Origin of the sequence: Propionivibrio soli, assembly GCF_025770765.1 — a bacterium.
Lineage (GTDB): Bacteria > Pseudomonadota > Gammaproteobacteria > Burkholderiales > Rhodocyclaceae > Propionivibrio > Propionivibrio soli.
Genome location: NZ_JANZKY010000008.1, coordinates 56315 through 74027, shown reverse-complemented (window position 1 = coordinate 74027; position 17713 = coordinate 56315). Strand labels below are relative to the sequence as shown.

The window sequence follows — 17713 nt, the reverse complement described above, 5'->3', positions numbered from 1 at the left end:
GCCTCGCGGTCGCGCTTATCTGCTGCCGCCGTTGAGCAGAGCGTCGATGTCGCTTTCGGCTTCGATCCAGTCGCGCAACGGATCACTCTTGAACTGGTTCGCCTCGGCCCTGTAATAGGCGGCCTCGGCGATCATGCGGTAGCGCTGTTCGTCGGTAACGACCATTTTCTTCTGCGCAACGGACTTCGCGGCCGGCTTGGCCGCTTTGGGTGCGGCAGCCTTCTTGACAGCGCTCGACGCGGTGGCAGCGGCTTTCTTCGTTTCCGCCTTTGCCGTTACGGGAGGCTTTGCGGCGGTTTTTTTGGGAGCGGATTTTGGGGCGGCTGCGCCGGCAGTCGCGGCTTTCGCTGCCGCTTTTTTCGGAGCTGCTTTGGTGGTTTTTTCGGCCATGATTTCTTCCTTCAAGAGGTGGAAATGCTGGTTTTAGATTGGCCCCAGCGAATGAATTGTACTACACGAGCATGTTTTCAATTTCTATCGATATCCAGGCAAATCATTGGGTTGAAGCAGGCGTTGCCTTCTTGTCCTCCGGGACGCGGCCGTGCAGGACAGCGAGTTCTGCAAGGCGCTCGGCGTGCCAGGGTTCGACTTGGCGCCAATGGAAGCGCCATTCCCAAGAGCCCTCGCCTTGCCCGGGCTTATTCATTCGTGCATCGGAATCGAGGCCGAGAACGTCCTGCATCGGGACGATGCACCGATCAGCGACCGAAACGGACGCCGCTCTGATCAAATCCCAGTTTATGCTGTCGGCATGGATGCCCAAGTAGCGCCGAACGTAGTTGTGCGCGTGCGACGTCAATGACCGCCACCACCCGCACGTCGTGTCGTTGTCATGCGTGCCCGTGTAGACCACGGTGTCGCTCTCGAAGTTGTGCGGCAAGTACCAATTGTCCGATTTACCGTCGAAGGCAAACTGCAGGATGCGCATACCTGGCAGGCCGACAGTTTTACGTAGCGCGGTCACCTTCGCCGTAATGACGCCCAGGTCTTCGGCGATGATGCGCGGTGAGTCGTCACCTAGGGCCGCATCGCGCTGATAATCGAGCGACTGACGTAAAGCGTCGAAGAGCGCCGTTCCGGGGCCCGGGCGCCACCGACCATTGACGGCGGTTTTTTCGCCGGCCGGGATTTCCCAGTACGACTCGAACCCGCGGAAGTGGTCGATGCGCACGACATCGCAGAGAGCGAGCGTATTCCGCACACGCTCGATCCACCAGCGATAGTGTTCCTTGGCATGGGCCGTCCAGTTGTAGAGCGGATTGCCCCAATGCTGGCCGGTGGCGCTAAAGTAATCGGGCGGGACTCCCGCGACGGAACGAGGCCGCCCGCTGGCGTCGAGGTCGAACAGGTTCTGGTGCGACCACACATCGGCGCTATGTGCCGAAACGAAAATCGGCATGTCGCCGACGATTTCGATGCGCCGCTCGTTGGCGTATTTTTTCAGGCGCGCCCATTGGTCGTGAAAGCGCCATTGGCAGAATTTCCAGAAGTTGCATTCGTCCGCCAGAGCGAGGGCCGCTTCGCGTAAAGCCTTTGCTTTGCGTTGCACAAGCGGTGCCGGCCAATCCTGCCAGACCGCCCCGTCGGCTCCGTGCCCCTTGTCGAGCGCCATGAACAACGCGTAGTCATCGAGCCAATCCGCGGCCCCCGCGCAGAACTCGGTATACGACTCACGCGTATCTGACGAGGCGTCGGCAAAGAAACGCTCCGCCGCCAGACGGAGGCGCGCCATACGGAAGCGTTGCACCGCGGGGTAGTTGACGCGGCTTTCCTCGAAGAAAGGATCCGGTTCGATATCCCCATCGGTGAGCCAGCCCGCGTCGCGCAATTGCGCGAGGTCGATCAGCAGTTCATTGCCGGCGAATGCCGAAGGGCTCATGTACGGCGAGTTGCCCGGACCGATGCCACCCAGCGGGAGGATTTGCCACAGGCTTTGCTTCCCTACGGCCAGCCAGTCGACGAAGTGATAGGCGGATGGACCGAGGTCGCCCGATCCGTGCGGCCCGGGGAGCGAAGTGGGATGCAGGAGAACTCCACTGCGTCTGCGAGAAAGCATTGTCTAGTCCTGTGAAAGTATCGTTACGCTGCGGCCTGCCGCCAGATATTCGCCTTGTTCCGGCATCGGTGCGAAGGGATTGGCCGCGGCGCTGTCGCAAACCCGTTGCCACACTCCCGGAGGAAGCTTGACCGTCAGCGGTTCGGCATCGCGGTTCATCAGCACGAAGAGCGTTTCACCACGGTGATTCTCCGAAGGCGCCAGCACAAAGCCTAGGGCGCCACGCGGCGCAGAACGCCAATCGTCAGCATCCATCTCATGTCCTTCCGGGTGCCACCAGACAACGTCACGCTGCCCCGAACTGTCGGCTTGACCAGTCAGCCACACCGATCGCCTCAGCTGGGGAAACCGCCGGCGCAGCGCGATCAGCTGTGCCGTGTAGCTGACTAGCGCGGCATCGGAGTGTTCCCAGTCGGTCCATGTCAGGCTGTTGTCCTGGCAATAGGCGTTGTTGTTACCGAGTTGCGTGCGGCCCAACTCGTCGCCCGCCTGCAACATCGGTATGCCTTGCGACAGGAACAAGGTGGCCAGCAAAGCCCGCTGCAGGCGGCGCCGGCGCTCGAGAACAAGCGGATTGGCACTCTCGCCTTCTTCACCGCAGTTCCACGACAGGTTGTGGCCGTGTCCGTCGCGGTTGTTTTCACCGTTCAGTTCGTTGTGCTTGCGCTGGTAACTGACGAGGTCCCGCAACGTGAAGCCATCGTGTGCGGTGATGAAATTGACGCTCGCCTGGGGCGCTCGGCCGTCACGCCGAAAAATCTCGCTCGATCCGGCAAGACTATGTGCGAGCCGCCCGATGCCGACCTCGTTGGTGAGCCAGAAGGCGCGGATATCGTCACGGAAGCGGTCGTTCCACTCGCCCCACCCTGGCGGGAACCGCCCAAGACGATAACCGTCAGGGCCGAGATCCCAGGGTTCGGCGATCAGCTTGACCCTGGACAGTACCGGATCTTGCGTGACCGCGGCGAGGAAGGCGCTGTCGCGCGTGAGCGCGGCAGCGAGATCGAAGCGGAACCCATCCACGTGCATTTCTTCAACCCAATAGCGAAGCGAATCCATCACGAGTTGCAGAACGCGCGGGTGTGCGAGGTTGAGGGTGTTGCCGCAGCCGCTGAAGTTCTCGTAAAGGTGAGGCTTGCCGGGCAACAGCCGGTAATAACTGGCGTTGTCGATGCCCCGGAACGAGATCGTTGGGCCCTCTTCGTCCGTCTCCGCCGTGTGGTTGAATACCACGTCGAGAATTACCTCTATGCCTTCTGAATGAAGCGTGCGCACCATGCGGCGAAATTCGGTGATCGCCGATTCGCCATCCTGCCGGGCGGCATAGCGCGGTTCCGGGGCGAAGAAACCCAGCGAGTTGTATCCCCAGTAGTTTGTCCGGCTGCTGCGGACGAGGCGCTCCTCGTCGAGGAAGTGGTGCACGGGGAGCAGGTTTACGGCGGTGACGCCCAATCGTTTGAGATGGGCGAGCATGGCTGGACAAGCGAGGCCCGCGTATGTTCCGCGCAGCGCTTCGGGGACGCCCGGGTGCAGACGCGTGGCACCTTTCACATGCACTTCATAGAGAACCGAATCGGCCAACGCCGTCTGCGGCGCTACGTCGCCGTCCCAGTCGAACGCGTTGTCAGCGATACGTCCGGTCAGTACTGAATCTTCCGGCTGTCCACCGTAAGCAAAGGTACCTACGATCTCGCGCGCGTACGGGTCAAGGAGCCATCGGTGTGAATTGAAACGGTGGCCGGGGGCATCGGGACCGAAAACCCGGTAGGCATAGCGCAAGCCGGGGCCAGCGTGTTCCACATAACCGTGCCACACCTGATCGGTGCACTTCGCCATCGGTACCGTGAGGCTCGGCTCTCGGGCGTTCCCTTCGAAGAGGCAAAGGACCACGCGCTCGGCGTGCGCCGAGAACAGCGCGAAATTGACCCCGTGACCGTCCCAGTGGGCGCCGAGGGGCCAAGGTCGCCCTTCGGTCAACCGGTAATCGCTATTCAGTTCAGTGTTCCCATTCAAAGTACAGGGCAGCGAGTGGCGGCAGCGTCAGCGAAACCGACCATTCGCGGCCATGTGCGGGGATTTGTTCGGCGGCCACATAGCCGAAGGCGTTGCCGACGTTGCTGCCCCCATAATATTCGGAGTCTGTATTGATACGCTCGCGATACGCACCCGGTCCCGGGACGCCGATCCGATAGCCGTGTCGTACCACCGGGGTGAAGTTGCAGACGCATACGACGGCGCGCGACCGGTCCTTGCCGTGGCGCAGGAAGGCGATGACCGAGTTGTCCGAGTCGTTGGCGGAAATCCACTCGAAGCCGGCCGGTTCGAAATCGATCTCATACAGAGCCGGCGTCTGGCGGTAGAACTTGTTGAGGTCCCGGATCAGGTTACGTACGCCTTCGTGCTGCGGGAAGTCACGCAGACTCCAGTCGAGCGAGCCGGCGTCATTCCACTCGTTCCATTGGCCGAACTCGCCCCCCATGAACAGCAATTTCTTCCCGGGATGTGCCCACATGAACCCGTAGAGCGTGCGCAGGTTGGCGAATTTCTGCCAGTAATCGCCCGACATCTTGCTCAGTAGCGATCCCTTGCCGTGGACGACTTCGTCGTGCGAGAGCGGAAGCACGAAGTTTTCGGTAAAGGCGTAGAGCAGGCCGAAGGTCAACTGGTTGTGGTGATACCGGCGGTGCACCGGGTCGTGGGTCATGTAGTCGAGCACGTCATGCATCCAGCCCATGTTCCATTTGTAATGGAAACCGAGGCCACCCATCGACGGCGGACGGCTTACCGAGGGCCAGGCCGTGGATTCTTCGGCATACGTCGCGGTACCTGGACACTCTTGGCCGAGCACCTCGTTCATGCGACGCAGGAAGTGCACTGCTTCGAGGTTTTCGCGGCCGCCGTAGATATTCGGGATCCACTCGCCTTCGGCGCGGCTGTAGTCGCGGTACAGCATCGAGGCCACTGCGTCGACGCGCAGCCCGTCGATGCCGTAGTGTTCGATCCAGAAGAGCGCATTGCCGACGAGGTAGTTGAAGACCTCCCGCCGCCCAAAGTTGTAGATCAGCGTGCCCCAGTCCTGGTGCATTCCCTCGCGCGGGTCGGCATGCTCGTAAAGCGGCCGACCGTCGAAGCGGGCGAGGCCGTGCTCATCCGAGGGGAAGTGCGCTGGGACCCAGTCGATGATGAGCTCGATTCCGGCAGCGTGGCAGGCGGCAACGAAGTTGCAGAACCCCTGCGGCGTGCCGAAGCGAGCGGTCGGCGAGTACAGCCCGAGCGGTTGGTATCCCCACGAACCGTCGAAGGGATGCTCCGAAATCGGCAACAGTTCGATATGCGTAAAACCGAGTTCGCTGACGTAGGGAATCAACGTTTCGGAAATACGTTGCCAATCGGGGAAGCCCCCGTCATCTGCGCGCCGCCAGGAACCGAGATGCACCTCGTAGATGGCGATGGGTTTGTCGAAACGGCTGCCCGCAGCGATCGTCGTTCTCGATGCGGCCTGCGGCAGGCGAGTTACGATCGACGCCGTCGAGGGCCTCAGTTCGGCGGCGAAGCCGTACGGGTCCGCCTTCAGCGGGAGAACATGGCCGTTGGCGCGGATTTCGTATTTGTAGCGAGCACCTTCTTCGACCCCCGGCAGAAAGATCTCCCACACGCCGCATTCGCGCCGTAGCCGCATCGGATGTCGGCGGCCGTCCCATGAGTTGAAGTCGCCGACGACACTGACCCGCTGCGCATCCGGCGCCCACACCGCAAATGCTGTGCCCATCACCCCGTCGATTTCGCGCACATGAGCGCCCAGGCGCTCGAACGGCCGCAAGTGCGAACCTTCGGCGAGCAACCAGACGTCAAGTTCCCCGAGCACGGTTGAGAACCGGTACGGGTCCTCCATCTCTTGAACGCCGCCTGGCCAAACGACACGCAGACGGTAGTTGAACGGCTTTTCGCGCCCGAGGAGCGAGCCTTCGAAAAATCCTGAAAACTCTCCCAGCACATCGATCTTGCGCTGCTGGAGTTCCAAAACCGGTTGCCCGGTTTCTGCGTCAATGACCGAAACCGAGCGGGCTCCGGTTTGGAGTGTGCGAACCCAAAGCCGTCCTTTGGTATCGAGATGCATCCCGAGTACGGAGAACGGATCCCCGTGTTCGGCGCGGCAAAGTGCGATGACTTCGGATTTGCTGAGCATGTCAGACCTTTTTGAGTAATGACCCCATGTTCCAGGTGTCGACGGCATAGTCGCGGATCGTTCGGTCGGACGAGAACGATCCCATGCCGGCGACGTTAAGAATTGCCTTCCGGTGCCACTCGTCCGGCGCCGCGTAGAGTTGATCCACGCGTCGCTGTGTCGCAATGTAATCCGCGTAATCGGCCAGTAGCAAATAATGATCCCCATAGTTCACGAGGGCATTGAATACGTCGTGATAACGTTTGCGGTCGTTCGGGGAGAAGAAGCCGCCATCGATCTTGTTCAGTACCTCGTTGAGCGCCGGATTGTTGAGATAGATGGAACGCGGGTCGTACCCGGAGGCGCGCAGGGCCTCCACTTGGGGCGTCGTGTTGCCGAAGATGAAAATGTTCTCGGCTCCGACGTTGTCGCGGATCTCGATGTTGGCGCCGTCTTCGGTCCCGATCGTCAGCGCCCCGTTCATCGACAGCTTCATGTTGCCGGTTCCCGAGGCTTCCGTTCCCGCCGTCGAAATCTGCTCCGAAAGATTCGCGGCCGGCATGATGAGTTCGGCGACCGAAACGCCGTAATTGGGGATGAATACAACGCGCAGCTTGTCTTTGGTTCGCGGATCGTTATTGACGACGTTGGCGACGTCATGGATCAGACGGATCACCTGCTTGGCCATGTAGTACGAGGAGGCTGCCTTGCCGGCGAAGATCACAGAGCGCGGCGCCAACCCCTCGTCCTGCCCGTGGATGATCGCGTTGTAGCGGGTGATGACGTGCAGCACGTTCAGCAACTGCCGCTTGTACTCGTGAATGCGCTTTACCTGCACGTCGAACAGGCTGCTTGGATCGAGCACGATGCCGGTCTCACGCTTGACGTATTCGGCCAGTCGCGCCTTGTTTTCGTGTTTGACCGAGGCAAAAGCGTCACGAAACTCCTTGTCGTCAGCCGCCGAACGCAAATACTGCAGCCGCTCGAGATCGAGCTGCCACTCAGCACCCAGGCGGTTGTCGAGCAACGCCGCCAGACCGCGGTTCGCTTGTGCGATCCAACGTCGAGGCGTGACACCGTTGGTCTTGTTGTGGAAGCGTTCCGGATAGAGCTTGGCGAAGTCCGCGAAAATCGTCTTCACCATCAGGTCCGAATGCAACTGCGATACCCCGTTGACGCGGTGACTGCCGACGATGCTGAGGTGGGCCATGCGCACCCGCTTGTTGTCCTCGCGGCCGTCTCCGTCATCGATCAGCGAAACGCGCCGAACGAGATCGATGTCTCCGGGGAAGCGCTGCTGTACTTCGTTGAGGAACTCCTGGTTGATGCGGAAGATGATCCGCATGTGCCGTGGCAGCAGGTAATGCATCAGTCCTACCGACCAGGTTTCCAGCGCTTCAGGCATCAGCGTGTGGTTGGTGTAGGAAAAGATGCGCTTGCATTGCGACCAGGCGTCGTTCCACGGCATTCCGTAGTCATCGCAAAGGAGGCGCATCAATTCCGCCACGGCGATTGCAGGGTGCGTATCGTTGAGGTGGATCGCGATCTGGTCGGCGAGATTCTTCAGGTGGCCGTGTTCTTCCAGATGATGGAAGAGAATGTCCTGTAGTGACGCGGCGACGAAGAAATACTCCTGGCGCAGGCGCAGTTCGCGACCCGCCGGCGTGCTGTCGTTGGGGTATAGCACCCAGGAGATGTTCTCGAACCGGTTCTTGAATTCGGCGGCGCGCGCGTAGTCACCGGAGTTGAACGCGTTCAGGTCAATCTGCGCCGGGGCACCGGCTTTCCAAAGACGCAGCGTGCTGACGCGGTCGGTGCCGTGACCCGGGATCACGTAGTCGTAGGCGCGCGCTTCCACCGCCTCGGCGGCGTTCCATTCCGCCCACTCACCGTGGTGCTCGGCCGTGCCGCCAAAGCGGACGGTGAAACTGGTGCCCGGGCGCGGAAACTCCCACGGCGTGCCGTCGACGAGCCAGGAGTCGGGGTGTTCGACCTGGGCGCCATTGACGATGGACTGTGCAAACATGCCATATTCATAGCGCATGCCGTAGCCCCAAGAGGGCAGTTCGAGCGTGGCCATCGAATCGAGGAAGCAGGCGGCGAGGCGGCCAAGACCGCCGTTCCCCAAGGCGGCATCGGGCTCGCATTCGATAACGTCGGTGAGCGACGGACCGCCGGCAGTCGTGAAAGCAGCGTCCGCTTTGTCGCGCAGGCCGAGGGCGGAGAGCGCATTGTTCAGTGCGCGGCCGACCAGGAATTCCATCGACATGTAGTAGATGCGCCGGGCTTTTTTCTTGCGGTCATCGACCTGCGTCTGTACCCAGCGCCTGGCCAGATGCTCACGTGCTACGAGGGCAAGCGCCTTGTAAAGCTCCTTGGTGTTTGCCGTGATCGGCTCGGCGGCGACTTCGTCGAGGAGTTTGCTATCGATTTCGGCATGGAATGCAGTGCCGTCGACCTTGGTTATTGTGGGGTCAGACATCAGGCGGATACTCCAGAAATTTGATACGGGCGCGATTGTACTGCCCGCCCGGAATAACGTCTGCGGGTCGGTACAGCACTAGCATTACACAAGTTGATGGGCCCGCCAAGTATGCGCCGGGCCGTGAAACCCACGTCCCTGCGAGGCAGTGCGACGGCGGTGCATTCTTTCGCTGTCATGCACGAAATGACAGTCGCCAGCGTCATGGGGAATCCGGGACAGCACCCCTGTGGCGACCTGCGCTTCTCATCCATTGCGAAGATGGTCAACCGGGCTTTCCGCTCCCTGGGAACAAGATGGCGCCACGGCACGGAGATCAAGGTGTCCCAATTCACGAATTGCGCCCGTATTCCTAACGTTAGCTTTTGGTAGCAAGCAGCAAGTGACAATACGGGCATCACGGACGCGGTGTATAGTCAGAGCGTCGGTTACTGGAAAAAGTTCGCGTTCTTCGGGAGGGGCGATGCGGGAGCTTTCTGGAGCCTGGGTGCGCCATTCGGGCGACGTTTGGGGCGGCTTTGCCGCCATGTTGGTTGCTCTGCCGGCGTCGGTCGCCTTTGGGGTTACGGTTTATGGCGCAGTCGGCCCGGACTATGCGCCTTTCGGAGCGCTGGCGGGTGCGTTGGGAGCAATGGCGCTCGGACTGATCGCACCGACCCTCGGCGGAACCGACCGCCTGATCACCGCGCCATGCGCGCCGGCCGCCGCCGTACTAACGGCGTTTGCCATCGAGCTTGCCCACGAAGGGGTTTCTCCACCGAGCATTGTGCTCATGATGACGGTTCTCGGAATCCTGACTGGCATAGTTCAGGTGCTCATCGGTTTCCTTGGCATCGGGCGTTTGATCAAGTACGTACCCTACCCGGTGGTCAGCGGCTACATGAGCGGCGTTGGCCTCATCATCATCGGCAGCCAGATTCCCAGATTTGCCGGGGCTCCGGCCGGAACCGGGTGGTTTCACACCTTGACCACTCCGCAGCACTGGGATTGGCGCGGCCTTGTCATCGGCGCCGTGACGGTTGCCGCCACATTCGCTTCCAGCCGCGCCGTGACTCGTATACCGGCGACGATCGCGGGCATTGCCGCCGGCTTGCTAACTTATGTGGTGATTGCGTTTACCGACCCCTCGTTGCTGCAGTTGGAAGGCAATCCCCTCGTGATCGGTCCCCTCGGGACGACAGGGAAAGGCTACATGGCGTTGATTACCGATCGCTGGAACGAGATTGGCGAACTGCGGATTGCACAAATTGGTGCGCTGGTCGGTAGCGCATTGACCCTGGCCGCTTTGCTTTCCATCGATACGTTGAAAACCTGTGTCGTTCTCGACCAAATGACCCGTACGCAGCACGACTCCGACCGGGAAGTCGTTGCTCAAGGCGTGGCCAATATTGCGTCGTCGGCGATCGGCGGTATGCCGGGAGCCGGCACGATGGCGGCGAGCATGGTGAACCTCACGAGCGGCGCGCAGACGCGCATATCGGGCATGGTCGAAGGTGTGCTGTGCGTGCTTGCCGCCCTTCTGCTTGGGCTGTTCGTTGCTTGGATTCCCATCGCGACATTGAGTGGCGTACTCATTGTCGTCGGCATACGGATGATCGATACCGACCCGCTACGTTTCCTGGAGTCGCGTTCAACCGTCGTCGATTTTTCCGTCGTTCTCGCCGTTGTCGGGGTTGCACTCACCGTCGGACTAATGGCGGCTTCGGCGGCCGGCGTCGTGCTGGCGATCATGCTCTTCCTGCGCGAACAGGTCGGGGGGACGGTATTGCGCCGCAAGAGCTTTGTCGGAGAACGGTCGTCGACGTGGTATCGCCCGGAAAACGAAATGCGCATTCTTGAAGCGCGGGGGCATACGGCCGTCATTTTCGAACTACAAGGCAGTCTGTTCTTCGGAACGGCGCAACAACTTTATCGTACGCTCGAGCCGGAACTGTCGACGACGCGTTACCTGATCCTTGATCTGCTGCGTGTGCAATCCGCCGACCTTACCGCGGTACATGCCTTGTGCCTTGCGCGCGACGTTCTTGCCGAGCGCCAGGTTCCCTTGCTGCTGTGCAACGTCCGCGAGCGTTTGCCCAACGGACGCGACCTGCGCGAATTCCTTGAACTCGCCGGACTCAAGTCCGACGACAGGTCGGTCTACTATCTGCCCACGTTGGAAGCGGCGATCGAGTGGGTCGAGGAACGGTTGCTTGGAGATATCCCTCGCGCCCAGGATGCCGACCTTCCGCCACTCGAATTGGGCGAGATCGAGTTGTTCAAGGGAGCCAAACCGGACACGCTTGTCGATCTCGAGGCCTGCGTGGATAAACAATCCTGGAAAGCCGGCGAAACGATCTTTTCCCGCGGCGATCCCAGCAATAGCTTGTTCCTGATCAGGAAGGGCGAAGTGAAAGTCATGGGGTGCGTAGGGCGCGGTGGCAGTCCGAAACATATCGCCACGTATGGGCGTGGCGATTTCGTGGGCGGGCTCGGTTTTCTCGATCATCGTCCGCGCAGCAACGACGCGATTGCCGTCCGCGATTGCGACATGTATGTACTTACGCCCGAGAAGTTCGACGAGTTGGCCGAGGGACACAAGCGAATTGCTTTTGTGTTGGTAACCAAGCTGGCTCGCATGCTGGCCATTCGGCTTCGGCATACGAACGACGAACTGACATTGCTGCAGGACCACTGAGCCTTGCCGCTATTTCCCGGGCTAGGCTCCGCTCAGTGCCACGATGTGGTTAGGCGGCTCGCCACTTGATCGAGCAGCCCATGCTCGACGTTTGTTCCGCAGGGCCGTGGTCCGTCGCCGCGACGAGCCGCATCGCTTCCAGGAGCTCGCGCCGGGCATCAGGTGCGGCCGGTGCCCGGCCGCTCGCATCGAGCCGGCCTCGGTACTGCAATTCCAGGTCGCGATTGAAGCCGAAGAAATCCGGCGTGCACACAGCGCCGTAAGCCTTGGCAATCGCCTGCGTCTCGTCGAGCAGGTAGGGGAAAGGGAAGTTGAGCTTTTCGGCGAGCAACTTCATGTTGGCCGGGGAGTCTTCCGGATAATCGGCCGGGTCGTTGCTCATGATTGCCGCGACGCCAATGCCCAGCGCCTGCAACTCGCGCGCGTCGCGGCAAATCCGGTCAATCACGGCTTTGACATACGGGCAGTGGTTGCAGATGAACATGACCAGCAACCCTTTCGGCCCAAGAAGGATGTCACGCGTATGACGCTTGCCTTGGGTGTCAGGTAGGTCGAAGTCCGGGGCTTTCCAGCCGAAATCGCAAATGGGCGGAATCGTGAGTGCCATTGTGATAACTCCCTTGAAGGCGCCGGTCGGCGCGTTGGGTTGAACTTATAATACCACCATGAGTGCACCACGCTTTCACTGCCCTTTTCCGCTCTCCGTCGGCGGGCAATTCGACCTTTCGCCCCAAGCCGCCCGTCATGCGAGCCGTGTGTTGCGGCTGCGCGTCGGCGATTCCGTCGTGCTTTTTGACGGGAGAGGTGGGGAGTATTCCGCGCGCATTTCTTCTGTCATGAAGGATTCGGTTGCGGTCGAACCGCAAGAGTGGCGGGACTGCGAGTGCGAGTCTCCGATCCGGGTAACACTCGTGCAGGCGCTGCAGGCCGGGGAAAAGATGGACTTCACGATTCAGAAAGCCGTGGAGCTGGGCGTTTCGCGCATTGTTCCGGTGGTCTCGCGTCGCGGGGTCATGCGTCTGGAGGGCGAGCGCGCGGTACGGCGGGTAGAACACTGGCGAGGCGTCGTCGTCGCGGCCTGCGAACAGAGCGGACGTAACCGTGTGCCGGAACTGACCGAGCTTGTGCCGCTCGAGCGTTGGCTAGCGGACCGCAGTCTGTCGGAAAACGAAGGCTGCGTCCCTCTCATGCTGGCACCGGAAGCGACGACGACGCTCGATCGCTTGTCCGTGCCGCACGAGAATGCTCCAGTGGAATTGCTGATCGGTACCGAAGGAGGCTTCGCTCCGGAAGAGATGGCGATGGCCGAACGGGCCGGCTATGTGGCGATACGTCTCGGCCCGCGTGTGTTACGCACCGAAACGGCGGGACTCGCGGCGCTAGCGGCGATCCAGTGCCTGTGGGGGGACTTCAGGGGAGGGTAGGCGATGTTCGAATCGGCAGAGCTGGGCCATACGATCGACAAGGCAACATTTCGCGAACAGGAGCCCGTATTGCGTTCGGCCTTGCTCGATGCGCAGTTCGATTTGCGCGAGAGCGCCAAGTTTCCCGTCATCATCCTGATCAGCGGTGTCGATGGAGCGGGCAAGAGCGAGACGATCAACGTGCTCTACGAGTGGATGGACCCACGTTATCTATCGACGTTGGCTTTCTCTTTGCCGACCGACGAGGAACGGGAACGCCCATATATGTGGCGGTACTGGCGGGCACTGCCCGCGAAAGGCCGGATGGGGATCTTCGCCGGCTCGTGGTATTCGATTCCGATCGCCGAGCGCATTGAGGGAGCCTTGTCGAAAGGCGACCTCGACCAGCGCATGGATCAGATCAACCGCTTCGAGGCGATGTTGGTGAACGAGGGTGCGCTCGTCCTCAAGTTCTGGTTCCACCTGTCGAAGGAAGGCCAGCGTCAACGGCTGAAAGCACTCGAGAAAGACCCGCGCACGGCGTGGCGCGTCACCAAGGAGAGTTGGGCGCGGCTGAAGACGCATGGGAAGCTGCAGGAAGCGGCCGGGCATGTCCTGCGCATGACGAATACACCCTGGGCGCCGTGGATCGTGGTCGAAGGGACGGACGACCGCTACCGTTCGCTGACGGTCGGCAAGGTCATTCTCGATGCCTTGCAGAAACGCCTCGCCGACCAGCGCGATCAGAACTATCCGGTGGCACCGCCTTTGCCGCCGAAGATCGATAGCCTCGATGTGCTGACGAGTCTCGATCTGTCGCAACGCCTGGACAAGAAGGTGTACGAGACACAACTCGCCAAATGGCAAGGCAAGTTGGCCGAACTCGTACGCAATCTGGGGCCGCACAAGCGCTCGCTGATCCTTGCTTTCGAAGGATCGGACGCAGCGGGGAAGGGTGGCAGCATCCGGCGTGTGACGGCGGCCATTGATGCACGCCAGTGTCAGATCATTCCGATAGCCGCGCCGACCGAGGAGGAGCGCGCTCAGCCTTACCTTTGGCGTTTTTGGCGGCACATTCCGCGCGTCGGTCGAGTGGCGATCTTCGATCGCAGCTGGTATGGGCGCGTTCTCGTCGAGCGGGTGGAGGGGTACTGCTCGGAGGCCGACTGGTTGCGGGCCTACGCCGAAATCAATGACTTTGAGCACGAGTTGCACGAAGACGGCGCGATCATCATCAAGTTCTGGCTGCAAATCAGCGACGCCGAACAACTCAAACGTTTCAAGGAACGTGAGAAAATCGATTTCAAACGCTTCAAGATCACCGACGAGGATTGGCGCAATCGGGAGAAAAGCGCGCTCTATCACGCCGCGGTGTGCGATATGGTTGACCGGACGAGTACGAGCACGGTCCCGTGGACCCTGGTCGAAGCGAATGACAAATGCTTCGCCCGGGTGAAGATACTGCGTACCATCTGCGAGCGTCTGGAGAGTGTGTTGAATACTGGCAAATCCCTCGAGAAAGGGAAGGGAAAATAAAGTCATGTCCGAAGAGTTGAGCCCATCGCAGTTTGTCTCCCTGTTCCGGTCGGTCGCCCCCTACGTCAATCTGTTTCGCGGTAAGACGTTCGTCATCGCCTTCGGCGGCAAGGCGATTTCCGGCCCGTTCGCCCGTAGCCTCGCCTACGACGCCAATCTGCTTGCCGCCCTTGGCGTGCGGCTGGTTCTCGTGCACGGCGCGCGTCCGCAGATCGAGGAAGAGTTGCGCGAAAAGGGTATCGAGTCGTTGACGCACAACGGCTACCGAGTGACCGACGCGGCGACGCTCGACTGCGTCATCGATGCCGTAGGCAGCGTTTATCTCGAGATCGATGCGCTGTTGTCGCAGGGACTTCCCGATACGCCAATGGCCAACAGTACGATCCGCGTGATCGCCGGCAACTTCATCACGGCCAAGCCGCTCGGTGTGCTCGGCGGTGTCGACATGCAGTACGCCGGTACCGTGCGCAAGATCGACGCCGAAGGCATCCGCGCGCAGCTGAACATCGGCAACATCGTGATCCTTTCCTGCCTCGGCGCCAGCCCGACCGGCGAGATTTTTAACTTGGCGATGGAAGACGTGGCGGAAGCAGCGGCGACGGCGATTACCGCTGACAAGCTCATCTTCCTCACCGACAGTCAGGGCGTTACGGACATCGATGGCAAGCTGCTCGACGAGATGACGACCGACACGGCCGAGCGCCTGATCACGATCGGCGACTGGCTGTCGCCCGACATGAAGCGCTATCTGCCGCGCGCCGTGCGCGCCAGTCGCGGTGGCGTGGGGCGGGTGCACCTGATCGGTTACAAGGAAGAAGGCACCTTACTGCGCGAACTCTTTTCGCGCGACGGCGTCGGAACCATCATCACGCGGGAATCGCTGGAAATCCTGCGCGATGCGAAGCCGGACGATATCAGCGGCCTAGTGGCGCTGATTCAGCCGCTGGAGGAAGACGGTACGCTGGTGCGCCGGTCGAGGGAACTGCTGGAACGCGAGATCACGCGCTTCTCGGTGATCGAACACGACGGACTCATCGTGGGCTGCGCGGCGCTCTACCCGTACGGGGACGACCAGGCCGAACTTGCTTGTGTCGCGGTTCACCCACATTACCGGCGTTGGGGCTACGGCGAGCAACTGCTCAAGCGCATCGAGACGCGGGCGCGTGCGGTTGGCATCAAGCGCCTGTTCGTGCTCACTACGGTGACCTCGCACTGGTTCAAGGAGCGAGGGTTCGTTGCCCAAACGGTCGAGGATCTTCCGGCAGAAAAACGGCTGGTCTATAACCTGCAGCGCCGATCGAAGGTGTTTGCGAAAGCGCTGTGAAATGGCGTCGAAGCGAATTGCAGGCAGGTATAATTTTTAGCCTTTCTCGAACTCGGTTTCCGCTTAACGGAGTGATTACATGGCAAGAATGATCAACTGCATCAAACTCGGTCGTGAGGCCGAAGGACTGGACGTGCCGCCTTATCCCGGCGAACTCGGCAAACGCGTCTACGAAAATGTCTCGAAAGAGGCGTGGCAGCAATGGATCCGCATGCAGACGATGATCATCAACGAGAATCGGCTGAATCTCGCTGATGCGGCGCACCGCAAGTATCTGGCCGAGCAGATGGAGAACCACTTCTTCGGTGGTGGCGCAGAACAGGTGCCCGGCTATCAGCCACCGCGCCCTTAGCCCCAAGCCCCGGTACGTCCCGGCGAGATCCGGAGACAGCCCGAGGAGATGCGACGAAACGAAACGGCCCGCCAAGCGGGCCGTTTCGTTTCGTTCGGTTACCCGGGCATCCTTCGATACGCCCAGTCCTGCCCGAGAAAACCCCCGACCGTTACCCGTTATCCGCGATCTGAGCTTCGATTTCAGCGGTGGTGGCGTGCCGCACGTTGAGCCCCTTGACCATATAAACCACGTACTCGGCAATATTCGTCGCGTGGTCCCCGATCCGCTCGATCGCCTTGGTAATCGACAGGATGTCCAGCGAGCGCGTGATCGTGCGTGGGTCTTCCATCATATAGGTGATGAGTTGGCGCGTGATCGCCTGGTACTCGGCATTCACCACTTCGTCGAGCCGCATCGCCTCGGTCCCCAGGCTGACGTCGAGTCGGGCGAAGCCGTCGAGCGAGAGCCTCAGCATCTTGAGTGCCGTATCCGCCATGTGATGCAACTCGACGTTTGGGGTCAAGGCGGCCGACTGGCTGGTGAGGGCGATGCCGAGGCGGGCGATCTTGCGTGCTTTGTCGCCAACCCGTTCCAGATCGGAAATTGCTTTGAGCACGGAAACGATCATGCGCAGGTCGATGGCCGTCGGTTGGCGTTTGGCGATCACCTGGTTACAGAGCGCATCGATTTCGACTTCCATCTGATTGACGCGCTCGTCATCGCGGATCACGGCTTCGAGCAAGGGCTGATTCCCGCTGTAGAGGCCTTCGACGGCTTTGCGCACTTGCTGTTCGGCCATTCCTCCCATTTCAAGCACGCGGGTGCGCAGGCTTTCGAGTTCGAGGTCGAAATTCTTGGAGGTATGGTCGTGCATGGTTCGTACTCCGAGGCAATGCGGGAAGTCTACCGATCGTAGCCCACCGGTGTTGCAGTTATGTTTCAGGAAGCTTTCACGGTACGTACGCCATTCGGCGTCCCGAGCAGGCAAACATTCGCTGGGCGGAGGGCGAAAAGACCGTTCGTCACGACGCCCGCGATCTGATTGATGCGTGTTTCGAGGTCTTCCGGGTCGGTGATGCGCAATCCTTTGACGTCAAGGATCAGGTTGCCGTTGTCGGTCACGAAGTTCGGGCGTTGCACTGGCGTGCCGCCCAGTTTGACGAGTTCGCGACTGACGTGGGCGGCGGCCATCGGAATGACCTCCACCGGAAGCGGGAACGCGCCGAGAACGTCCACGAATTTCGACGCGTCGGCGATGCACACAAAGCTCTGTGCGACCGCCGCGACAATTTTTTCGCGCGTCAATGCCCCGCCGCCGCCCTTGATCATGTGCATGTGCGGGGTAATTTCGTCGGCGCCGTCGATATAAACCGGAATGTCACTCACCTCGTTGAGGTCGAAGACCCTGATCCCATGGCCTTCGAGTCGCTGCCGGGTGTCTTCGGAACTGGCGACCGCCCCGGCGATGCGATCCTTGATTCCGGCGAGCGATTCGATGAACTTGCGCGCGGTCGATCCGGTGCCGACGCCGACAATCCGTCCTTCGACAACATAGTCGAGTGCCGCGCGCGCCACGGCTTCCTTGAGTTCGTCCTGAGTCATGAGAATAGTCTTGTTGTGCGGATGAAGGGGTAGAGCCGCATTCTATCGAATTGGGCCGAGGAAGCGCAGTCAGCCCCGCTCCACCGCCCATTTATCGAGGATGTAACGGAAGTGACGTCTGGGTGTAATACGCG

Annotated in this window: 13 protein-coding genes; 5 read left to right on the top strand and 8 right to left on the bottom strand. The window is 60.8% G+C overall.

The features are described 5' to 3' along the window. Positions 1-15 precede the first annotated feature (15 nt). From NZ453_RS10915 to NZ453_RS10895, 5 genes are all read right to left on the bottom strand, one after another. The gene (locus NZ453_RS10915; RefSeq protein ID WP_263770602.1) at positions 16-390 is read right to left on the bottom strand and encodes a DUF2934 domain-containing protein; all 375 of its coding nucleotides are present in this window, start codon (positions 388-390) and stop codon (positions 16-18) included. Positions 391-493: 103 nt separating this feature from the next. Next, the gene (malQ, locus tag NZ453_RS10910; RefSeq protein WP_263770601.1) at positions 494-2056 is read right to left on the bottom strand and encodes a 4-alpha-glucanotransferase; all 1563 of its coding nucleotides are present in this window, start codon (positions 2054-2056) and stop codon (positions 494-496) included. A gap of 3 nt (positions 2057-2059) precedes the next feature. Then, positions 2060-4069 carry a glycogen debranching protein GlgX gene (glgX, locus tag NZ453_RS10905; protein ID WP_263770600.1) on the bottom strand — a complete coding sequence of 670 codons (2010 nt, stop codon included), beginning with the start codon at positions 4067-4069 and terminating at the stop codon, positions 2060-2062. Then, positions 4053-6242 carry a 1,4-alpha-glucan branching protein GlgB gene (glgB, locus tag NZ453_RS10900; RefSeq protein ID WP_263770599.1) on the bottom strand — a complete coding sequence of 730 codons (2190 nt, stop codon included), beginning with the start codon at positions 6240-6242 and terminating at the stop codon, positions 4053-4055. Before glgB ends, glgX begins: the two co-directional genes overlap by 17 nt. Before the next feature lies 1 nt (position 6243). After that, positions 6244-8703: a glycogen/starch/alpha-glucan phosphorylase gene (locus NZ453_RS10895; RefSeq protein ID WP_263770598.1), complete on the bottom strand. Its 2460-nt coding sequence runs from the start codon at positions 8701-8703 to the stop codon at positions 6244-6246. Positions 8704-9166: 463 nt separating this feature from the next. Here NZ453_RS10895 and NZ453_RS10890 point away from each other — a divergent pair, with 463 nt between their 5' ends. After that, positions 9167-11380 (top strand): SulP family inorganic anion transporter, encoded by a 2214-nt coding sequence (locus tag NZ453_RS10890; protein WP_263770597.1) that lies wholly within the window; start codon positions 9167-9169, stop codon positions 11378-11380. Between the two features lie 49 nt (positions 11381-11429). Here NZ453_RS10890 and NZ453_RS10885 read toward each other — a convergent pair whose 3' ends face one another. After that, complete coding sequence (locus NZ453_RS10885; RefSeq protein ID WP_263770596.1) at positions 11430-11987, bottom strand: thioredoxin family protein; 558 nt, start codon at positions 11985-11987, stop codon at positions 11430-11432. Between the two features lie 58 nt (positions 11988-12045). Between NZ453_RS10885 and NZ453_RS10880 the strand changes: the two genes are divergently transcribed. The 4 genes from NZ453_RS10880 (at position 12046) to NZ453_RS10865 (ending at position 15995) form a co-directional block, all read left to right on the top strand. Continuing rightward, complete coding sequence (locus NZ453_RS10880; protein ID WP_263770595.1) at positions 12046-12804, top strand: 16S rRNA (uracil(1498)-N(3))-methyltransferase; 759 nt, start codon at positions 12046-12048, stop codon at positions 12802-12804. 3 nt (positions 12805-12807) lie between these two features. Next, entirely contained in the window at positions 12808-14319 is a 1512-nt protein-coding gene (gene pap / locus NZ453_RS10875; protein ID WP_263770593.1) for a polyphosphate:AMP phosphotransferase, read from the top strand. Between the two features lie 4 nt (positions 14320-14323). Beyond that, positions 14324-15643 carry an amino-acid N-acetyltransferase gene (argA, locus tag NZ453_RS10870; protein WP_263770592.1) on the top strand — a complete coding sequence of 440 codons (1320 nt, stop codon included), beginning with the start codon at positions 14324-14326 and terminating at the stop codon, positions 15641-15643. Positions 15644-15722: 79 nt separating this feature from the next. Continuing rightward, a complete protein-coding gene (locus NZ453_RS10865) occupies positions 15723-15995 on the top strand; it encodes an oxidative damage protection protein (protein ID WP_263770591.1) in 273 nt (90 codons plus the stop codon). Between the two features lie 151 nt (positions 15996-16146). Here the strand turns inward: NZ453_RS10865 and phoU are convergent, their stop codons facing one another. Both phoU and rpiA read right to left on the bottom strand, forming a co-directional pair. Continuing rightward, positions 16147-16851, bottom strand: a complete 705-nt coding sequence (phoU, locus tag NZ453_RS10860) for a phosphate signaling complex protein PhoU (RefSeq protein WP_263770590.1) — start codon at positions 16849-16851, stop codon at positions 16147-16149. Positions 16852-16916: 65 nt separating this feature from the next. Next, complete coding sequence (gene rpiA / locus NZ453_RS10855) at positions 16917-17579, bottom strand: ribose-5-phosphate isomerase RpiA (RefSeq protein ID WP_263770589.1); 663 nt, start codon at positions 17577-17579, stop codon at positions 16917-16919. Between the last annotated feature and the right edge of the window lie 134 nt (positions 17580-17713).